Annotated in this window: 6 protein-coding genes; 4 read left to right on the forward strand and 2 right to left on the reverse strand. The window is 45.0% G+C overall.

Going from position 1 to position 7,867, the window contains the following annotated elements:
• The first annotated feature begins 259 nt into the window (after positions 1–259).
• Together KDK14_RS17980 and cls are read left to right on the forward strand one after the other, a co-directional pair.
• On the forward strand, positions 260–1,036 hold the full coding sequence (locus tag KDK14_RS17980; protein ID WP_257266572.1) for a TSUP family transporter: 777 nt from the start codon (positions 260–262) through the stop codon (positions 1,034–1,036).
• Positions 1,037–1,272: 236 nt separating this feature from the next.
• Positions 1,273–2,739, forward strand: a complete 1,467-nt coding sequence (gene cls, locus KDK14_RS17985) for a cardiolipin synthase (RefSeq protein ID WP_257266573.1) — start codon at positions 1,273–1,275, stop codon at positions 2,737–2,739.
• Between the two features lie 120 nt (positions 2,740–2,859).
• Here cls and KDK14_RS17990 read toward each other — a convergent pair whose 3' ends face one another.
• Together KDK14_RS17990 and KDK14_RS17995 are read right to left on the reverse strand one after the other, a co-directional pair.
• Positions 2,860–3,828 carry an ankyrin repeat domain-containing protein gene (locus tag KDK14_RS17990; protein WP_257266574.1) on the reverse strand — a complete coding sequence of 323 codons (969 nt, stop codon included), beginning with the start codon at positions 3,826–3,828 and terminating at the stop codon, positions 2,860–2,862.
• A gap of 192 nt (positions 3,829–4,020) precedes the next feature.
• On the reverse strand, positions 4,021–4,302 hold the full coding sequence (locus KDK14_RS17995) for a PA4642 family protein (protein WP_257266575.1): 282 nt from the start codon (positions 4,300–4,302) through the stop codon (positions 4,021–4,023).
• Between the two features lie 513 nt (positions 4,303–4,815).
• Between KDK14_RS17995 and KDK14_RS18000 the strand changes: the two genes are divergently transcribed.
• On the forward strand, positions 4,816–6,183 hold the full coding sequence (locus tag KDK14_RS18000) for a hypothetical protein (RefSeq protein ID WP_257266576.1): 1,368 nt from the start codon (positions 4,816–4,818) through the stop codon (positions 6,181–6,183).
• Between the two features lie 42 nt (positions 6,184–6,225).
• Positions 6,226–7,710: a hypothetical protein gene (locus tag KDK14_RS18005; protein ID WP_257266577.1), complete on the forward strand. Its 1,485-nt coding sequence runs from the start codon at positions 6,226–6,228 to the stop codon at positions 7,708–7,710.
• Positions 7,711–7,867 lie beyond the last annotated feature (157 nt).

The raw sequence follows: 7,867 nt of genomic DNA on the forward strand, positions 1-7,867 counted from the left end.
TAGCTAAATATCCTATTATCGGGATGATCGTTCGACCGATTCTGTCGCCCTGATGCAGGTATTGAGGAGCTGCCGGGTTTTGGAAACCAGCAAACAGTAACAGCGTAATCCGGCGTATCAGAAAATAATCAGTTTCCCCTGGTTGCCGGGGCAACTATATATCAATGGTTGCCTGGGCAACTTTATCTGAATAATCCTTTCTGGACGATCTATTATTACCTTTCCACAAACCATCTGCCTCTGTCTGCAAGGATTGACCTTGGACGTAACCATCACTCTGGATCTGGTGCTTTTCCTTTTTGCTATTGCCTCGGTGGCCGGATTTGTTGATTCCATTGCCGGTGGTGGCGGGTTGATCACGATGCCCGCGCTTCTGGCTGCCGGGCTGCCACCGGTTCAGGCACTGGCCACCAATAAGCTTCAGGGGGCCGCTGGTACCCTGTCCGCCAGTGTTTACTTCCTCTCCAAAGGTACGGTTAACCTGCGGGAGATACGTCTGGCAATAATAATGACCTTTATTGGCAGCATGATGGGGACGCTGCTGGTGCAGAGAATTAATGCCGGAGTGTTGGACCAGGTCATCCCTTTCCTGCTGATTGGTATTGTCCTTTACTTTCTGTTTTCGCCACGCGTGGGCAGTGAGCCGTCACCGCAGTTGATCTCTCTGCCGGTGTTTTCGTCTACAGCGGCGGTGCTGATCGGTTTTTATGATGGTTTCTTTGGCCCCGGCACCGGTTCGTTTTTTACCATGGCGTTTGCAGGTTTGCTAGGGTATACCCTCACCAGTGCTACCGCCCATACCAAAGTGTTGAATTGCACCAGCAATCTGGCATCTTTGCTATTTTTCGTTATTGGCGGGCATGTGGTCTGGGCATTGGGTCTGGTCATGATACTGGGTCAGGTTATTGGCGCCAGGCTCGGCTCTCATGTGGTCCTCAGCCGCGGTGAAACATTGATTCGCCCTATGATTGTTGGTGTGTCTTTGGCCATGACGGCCAAACTTCTTTGGCAAGATTATGGACATTTGCTCCATTGAAAGGCATCTTGTCGAAACCATTGTCCCTTTTTACCGGTTAAGGTTATCCGTCGGCGGGTAGCCTTTTGGGTAATGCCAGTTGCGTTTTCAACTCCCATGATCTTCTGGTCAGCAGGGCAATACTTCGAAGCCCCTGTGTAGGTAAGGCCTGAGCTATGGCGAAAGGCTTTAGCCGTGTTTATGGCCAGACCCGGACAATCAGTGAATCAGCTGGTGTAATTTTGGAACTTTAGTACATGGAAACAACCTGGTATAGCTGGCTGTTTGGTGCTGCCTATTTAAGTGCCATTATTGCTTTTGCAGTGGTGGTGATCATGACCCGAAGACCCGTGGGGGTCTCCCTGGCCTGGCTGGTGTTGCTGTTCGCGCTGCCGGTAGCAGGGTTTGTTCTGTATCTACTATTGGGTTCTCCCCGTTTGGGCATTGGCCGTTTAAAGCGCATGCATGCACTGTATCCGGATTATGCCCAGTGGTATCAACACCTGGCCCGGATTATCTCAGGCTCTGAGCCATCCTGCTGTCCGGTGACCAGTCATCACGGCATTTTCTCATTGGCAGAAAAAAGCATGAGTATCCCCTTGCTGCCAGGCAACCATCTGCAACTCTTCTCAGGTTTTGCCAATATCATCGAACATCTGCTGCGTGATATAGAAAATGCCCGGCAAAGTGTCGTGATTGAGTTTTATATATGGGAGCCGGTTGGTCGGGCCGTAGAGGTGGCAGAAGCGGTTATCCGGGCTTCCAGGCGGGGGGTTGATTGTCTGGTTGTGCTGGATAATGTCGGTAGCCGGGGCTTTTTGAATGGAATATGGACCCGCCGTTTTCGACTTGAAGGGATCAGTGTTACTGCATCCATGTCAGCAGGCCCTTTACGAATGCTGGTGGAGCGTATCGATATTCGTAACCATCGGAAGATTCTGGTGGTTGATGATCAGGTGGCCTGGACTGGCAGCTTTAACCTGGTGGATCCATCGCTGTTTAAACAGGAGGCTCAGGTCGGGCAGTGGGTGGATGCCATGGTCAGGATTGATGGTGTTGCCGCCCATGTACTCGCAGCCATTGTGCAATGGGATATAGCACTGGAAACCGGGCAGGGGCACCCATCGTTCAATAGACAATATGAGTACCCTACGGGCGGGCATCGTGGCCGGGACGGTGCATTTGTGCACGTTCTGCCCTCCGGGCCTGATGCTGACCGGACGATACTGCAACAGGTTCTGCTGACAGCCATTTACGAAAGCCGTCAGGAACTTTTGATCAGCACACCCTATTTTGTGCCCGATGAGGCGTTGCTGACCGCATTGAAGTCGGCAGCGATGCGAGGTGTTGATGTGCAGCTACTGGTGCCTGAGAAAAATGACTCAAAAATGGTTTATCATGCCAGCCGCTCTTATTATCAGGAGTTGCTGCAGGCTGGTGTCACTATTCAGCAGTTTAGAGGGGGGTTGTTGCACACCAAATGTGTTCTGGTAGACCGTGAAACAGCGTTATTTGGCACCGTAAACCTGGATATGCGCAGTGTCTGGTTGAATTATGAAGTGACGTTGATTATTTATGATGATGGTTTTGGTCAGCAGATATTCCATGTGCTTCAGTCGTATATCAATCAGGCGGGCGCGGTGGATAGCAACCGTTGGTCAAAAAGGCCCTTTCGGCAGAAACTGCTGGAAAATACCCTGCAGCTGTTAAGTCCACTGTTGTGAGTGGAACCACAGTAACTGCTACTGACGATCGGCGTTTTTTTGCACAAATCTTTCTTCATGAATCACAATAAGCCTTTTTTTTCTTGGTTGCACACTTTCTGGCTCAGGGTTTGCGCCGAATTACCACGAGAGTGGGTGGTACAAATACGCACACATCCCGGGGGGCAGGGGCAGTGAATAGAGCGCCGACTTCAGTGGTTTGCCGTCGATGAGGTGTTTGACCAGCCGGTTACGAATGGTGGCCCGGCAGCCGTGCATCAAAGAGCCGGGTTGCTGCACGGGGATATGTTTTTCCAGGGTCTCAATGACTTCAGGGTGGCCTTTAAGATCCGCCAATCTCAGGGCTGCGGTTGAATGGTCAAGGGTGGTGCCATTGACCAGCAGGGTTTTGACGACTTCCAGGTGGCCGTTAAAAGCCGCCCATTCCAGAGCATAGTTTTTCATGTTATCGAACGGCTTGCCAAGGGTGGCATTGGCACCACTGGCCAGCAGGAGGTTGACGACCTCAAGGTGGCCGTTCGTAGCCGCCACTTGCAGGGAGCTGATCAACTGATCAGGGAAGGCACCACTGGCCAGCAGTAATTTGACGACCTCAAGGTGGCCATTTTGAGCAGCCAATTCCAGAGCAATGGTCGACTTGTTCCCCGGGGTAGCCTTGGTCAGCAGGGATTTGACCACTTCAAGCTGTCCGTTTTCAGCCGCCGATTCCAGGGCCAAAGCCGAACAGGGGGTGCCTTTGGCCAGCAGGTAGTTGACGAGTTCAGTCTGGCCCTTTTCTGCCGCCCATTCCAGGACATAGTGGGGTGGGCGAAAGGAAGCGCTATTTTCCAGCAAGGCCATGACAACTTTCAAGTGGCCATTGTAGGCCGCCCACCACAGAGCCGGGGGTGACAGGTTAAGGTCGGCACCGTGGGCCAGGAGGGTATTGACGACTTCAAGATGGTTATGTTTGGCCGCCCATTTCAGGGCCAGGTGCAATTCATCAGTACGGACACCCTTGGCCAACAGGGTGTTGACAGCTTCAAGCTGGCCGTTTTTGGCCGCCCATGGCAGTGTGAGCGATGAGAGGCTGGGCTGAGAGTTATTCATAAAAGCGGGTCGGGTATTGTTTCGTTTCTTTGGCTGTTTGTCTGTTTTAAAAGTTCCTCAACTGGTTACCGGCGCGTTCCTGTGCGCACTGATTACGATTGAACAGGCTATTGCAGCATACCGGCATTGCTGATTAATGATGTATTCACACCTGTTCAGGAACAAAGGCTGCCTGTGGCAGCCCATACTGTTTTAATGCCTGGTGAGGGCTTTGAGATACGGTTCACCATGGTGATGTTGTGTGATGGTTTCTGCCAGGGTTTTTCCGTCACTATTGCGGGCGTTCAGGTTCAGGCCCGCTGCCAGATAAAAGGGAATAAAACGGGCAAAATCCTCAGCTCGCAGGTAGCGGTAGGCCCTTAACAGTATGTGATAGTCTCTACTGCTGCCAGCTGTGGGCTGCAGCGTCAGCAGCACTTTCAAGCGCTCATCGCTTAATTCTTCTCCAATGACTTTCTGTTTATCTTTTTTCATGGTGGATTCACTGTTTTTGTGGGTGAGGTTTGTCTGGCGAAATCAGTCTGGCGAAATCAATAGTCAGGATGCTATTTTACCGAGCCGAAAACATAGGTATATGACTTTATTAGGATATTTTGAAATTACATTAAGCATAAAAAGAATATAAGACAATGTTTGGAGGATATTAAGTGCTATCTGAATATGATTTCGAGCAAGTCATTTTGGGCAGTCATTAAATTCATGGTCATTTAAACACGCTGTTCTCGTTTATTTTTCTGGTTGGAGTGTTCTTGTTGGAGTGTTCTTGTTGGATAGTTGGTTATAAACGAATGTTAATTTAGTCAACTGATAGTGTTAATTACCGGGAAAATTGGTTTGTCAGATGGCATGATTTTGACATAGCGAAGGCTTTTTACCATGTCACTGGTTGATTGGCTGTTTTTCTGAAATCAATTCTGGCTTTTTTAAAGAAGTTTTTCAGTAAAGCTACAATGAACTGAGTAATGAAAGAATATTTGAGGGCTCGTTATGGATGGTATAACTGGTGGAACTCAGTTGGCAATTAGTAATCTTACTCCGTCACAACAAGATGTTGTCACAGGACTTTTGAGACAGGGGAACAGAGTAACCTGTACAGCAGGGTTTAGAAAAGGTCGAGTTATTATCGAGGGAGTAAAGACTGTTGTACCAACATCAGGTCTCAAGTTATCAGACAAGCACTCGGAGAATTCCGTACCGAGAGAGACATCCCTGCAACAGAGAAAAACTGAGGTAGCCGATGAAAAGAATACGGCAACTGTTAAGGAAAGCGTATTTAAAAAGGTGAAGTCTTACCTTCATAATAAGATTTCGAGTAAATTTTCTAAGGCTGAAGAGAAACAGAAGCACGTTGATGGCAGCGGGAAAATTAACCATGCATTCAGTGATTTCAAAAAAGCCATGAAGCATGAAAACTGGGAAAAAATTCCGGAAAAGTCAGTAGAGGGTGGCTCTGGGGAATTACAGGAAGCAGTTAAAACACATAATGAGAGTATCGATAAACTTGAGCAACTTGAGAATGGCAAGGATAATATGCAAAAAGAACTTGATTCGCTCAACAAGTTGTACAAAAACACCCGTAAGGTATTAGTAGATTCTCAGAGTGTGATCAATAGCAAATCGAAAATTATTGTGCCAATTCCCCTGGAAGGTTCTGAGCCCGTGGTTATTCAATCATCAAATCCTGTTGTACGAATGGGTCAGGTAGATTCGATCCGTAATCAAGTTATGAGTTCAGGTTTTGCTAAAAAATTAGAGGATCTTGAATCAGGAATAAGGGATGCGAGCAAAGCACAAAAGCAGTTGAAAGCGAAAATGAAACAAAGTGGTAATGAAATTCTCGATCTTTTTAAAAAATACCAGCCTGACTCCGAACAAGCTAAGGCGAGAAGTGATGGTCTCATTGAAAAGAAAAGTAATTTGGAAGATCGTAAGGCGCAACTAAATGAAGAAGTTCAAAATTTGAAGAATGCAATTGATCGTCTGAAAAAGGAAAAGAAACAAATAAAGAATCAACTTGCCGAGGATAAGGTAGAATTGATAAGGTTTAAAAACTCTCGGAGTTCAGTCAAAGGGATTTCAGACAGAAATGAAGGCATAGGACAATTACGCAAGACAATAAATGAAAATATTGAAAATAAAAATGCTTCAATTACTACAGGTCAAGAAAGACTGGACGAAATACCTGAAGCAATTAAAAGTAAAGAAAAAGAACTTGATAAGAAAATCAAAGAGCTTGATGGCTTAAAGAAAGAAGGAAAAGAATTGAAAAATCAGGAGAAAGCTGACAAAAAAGCATATATAGCAGAACAGGATATGCTGAAGCAGCAATTAGGAAAAAAACGTCGTAAGAAGTAATTTTTTATTAAAATAACCCATGGAAAGAAAGGAGACGAAAATATGAACGGTGGTATTGGTAGTGTTCAAAGAACAACAGGATTTGATAACTTGGCTTTTGCTACAGAAAGTGAAATAACTGAACCGGAACCAGGATATCTCAATGGCAGCAAGGTTACTGTTCAGCCTGTTGATACAAATCAATGTCCTGGTATCAAGATTGGTTCGGACAAGTTTGAAAAACTGCCTAAAAACATCAGGCCAGTAAAAGTTGCCTTGAAAGATTTTCGTAATTGGGTGCGTAAATGCCGGCCGACAAAAGTGTTAGAGCATTTGTTGATGGGCAAAGCCAAGAGAATGTTGAAGAATCAGAACTGGGGAAAAATTTCTCCTGCTCAGTCTGAAAAGGCTTTAAATGCTATTACCGATGATCGTGAAAAGAAAAATCTGCAACAGGATATCAATGATTTTAATAATAAATTGAAATCGCTTAATGATAAAAAACAGAAGCTTATTGAATTAAAAAGGGTGAATGACGAATTCAGAGAAAAGTACAAAACCATATTAGCTATCGCTGATGGAGATATGACCCCTTCACTTCTTAATTTACGTAATAAATTGGTTATTCCTTTTCCACCGGCAAAGCCGGGTGATAACCCTGTATGTTACCAATTGGATAGTAAATCAGCGGTAGTCAGGAAAAATGCTGCACGACAACTTATAAGAATTTTGCATGGCAGTGAGGGTTTTAAAAAACATCTTGAGAGTGTTCAAGCTGAATGCGAAATTAAAGAGCAACGTCAAGAATTAAAGAAAGAATTGACCGAGCTATCAAAAGAACTCAAAAAAGAATATAAGGTGGTTGTTAAAGATCAAGCTGAAGTCACCAAAGAAATGATGGTCGAAGAACAAAATAAAGTTAAAGGTCAAGCCAGAGAAATATATGATAAGCATAAAGAATATTATCTTAAAACTGAGGGGGAAGTGATTCAGAATTTAGTCAATCAGGCTAACGAGCTGAACGAAACAATATCAAAATGTCAGGGCAATATAGATAATATCAAAGCTGCAATATTCAAAAATAAATCTGAGCTAAGAAAAAATGAAGGCGAATTTATAAGAACTATGAAATTGAACGCCCAATTAAAGGATGCGGCGCTAAAAGATGAAGATGATATCGGAGAGGTAGATGGCAGTAAAAAAGATAGTCTTGTCGAAGCAATTGACAGTAGTCAAAAAGAACTGGAGCGGTTAACTGATGAAATGAAAAAACATAAATCTGAATACCACGCTCTTTTAAGAAAGATAAATTCAAAGGTATCTGCTAAAGAAAAAGAATTGCGATCAATGGATGCTGAACTTAAGAACACCGAAAAGAAATATGACGATAAAGCTTTGGAGTTGCAAAAAAAGTTAGATCGAGAAACCAAGGCTTCTGGCAGAGAGACAGCCAGATTGGTCAGTGGCTCTGGCTTAAAAAATAAAACCACGCCACAAGACGGATCCTCTCAGCCAACAGAAGACGGATCTTCTCAGCCAAACAGTTAGCGGCCTCACAGCGAGGCTGTTTACATGGATGATCAAAAGTCTGTTATTCATATTGAAACGGATGAGCCAAAATGAAAAAACCTCTGTACCGGAGGTTTTTTTTAATACCTGAATCCGTAAGGTTTTGATTGCACCGGAAGAATTTTACCAATTTAAT

It is taken from the genome of Endozoicomonas sp. ONNA2, assembly GCF_024606365.1.
GTDB lineage: Bacteria > Pseudomonadota > Gammaproteobacteria > Pseudomonadales > Endozoicomonadaceae > Endozoicomonas.